Origin of the sequence: Haemophilus sp. HMSC61B11 (genome assembly GCF_001838615.1) — a bacterium.
Classification (GTDB): domain Bacteria; phylum Pseudomonadota; class Gammaproteobacteria; order Enterobacterales; family Pasteurellaceae; genus Haemophilus_D; species Haemophilus_D parainfluenzae_AD.
This window is the reverse complement of the sequence record NZ_KV837981.1, coordinates 1-253: the sequence shown is the minus strand read 5'-3', so window position 1 is coordinate 253 and position 253 is coordinate 1. Positions and strand designations below refer to the sequence as shown.

1 pseudogene is annotated in these 253 nt (G+C 42.3%); it reads left to right on the top strand.

Features of this window, described 5'->3' with window-relative positions:
• Window positions 1-253, top strand: a pseudogene (locus tag HMPREF3263_RS06265) (hypothetical protein); the annotation flags it as partial.

Here is a 253-nt window from a genome sequence, read left to right as displayed (position 1 = left end):
TTTCGGCAGTTTGGTGTTTAACATTCCGCATGAAAACCCTGATAAAAAATCCGCCTGCCGCGTACCACTCGGCATTTACCGCCCGGCGTGCGAATATCAAAATCATGCCTTACTGAACTTTATTTTGGATTATTTAGGCAGCGAAAATCCCGATGAAGAATACGGCAAGTTCTTTAAAAAAGAAAAACGTATCACGAGTGACTACTTCAACTGGTTCTATCAATTTAGCCTCTTCCCACAAATCGGCTACAAC